Origin of the sequence: Salifodinibacter halophilus (assembly GCA_012999515.1) — a bacterium.
GTDB classification, from domain to species: domain Bacteria; phylum Pseudomonadota; class Gammaproteobacteria; order Nevskiales; family Salinisphaeraceae; genus Salifodinibacter; species Salifodinibacter halophilus.
This window is the reverse complement of sequence record JABEEB010000256.1, coordinates 1-271: the sequence shown is the minus strand read 5'-3', so window position 1 is coordinate 271 and position 271 is coordinate 1. Positions and strand designations below refer to the sequence as shown.

1 protein-coding gene is annotated in these 271 nt (G+C 68.6%); it reads left to right on the top strand.

The window, feature by feature from the left end; translation table 11 throughout:
• Positions 1 to 271, top strand: a 271-nt coding sequence (locus tag HKX41_11555) for a fumarate hydratase (GenBank protein ID NNC24768.1), incomplete at both ends; no start/stop codon positions are given.

Below are 271 nucleotides of genomic sequence, written 5' to 3'. Positions count from 1 at the left end.
CTCGGCCTTGCCGACCATGCCGAGCAGGCCGAGCGCGGCCCGACCGCGATCGAGGCGATCCAGAAGCACCAGTCGGTCTACCTGATGGCGGTCGGCGGTGCGGCCTACCTGGTGTCGAAGGCGATCAAGGCCTCGCGCGTGGTCGGTTTCGCCGACCTCGGCATGGAGGCGATCTACGAATTCACCGTGCAGGACATGCCGGTGACCGTCGCGGTCGACAGCGCCGGCGAGTCGGTGCACAAGACCGGGCCGAAGCAATGGCAGGCGCGCA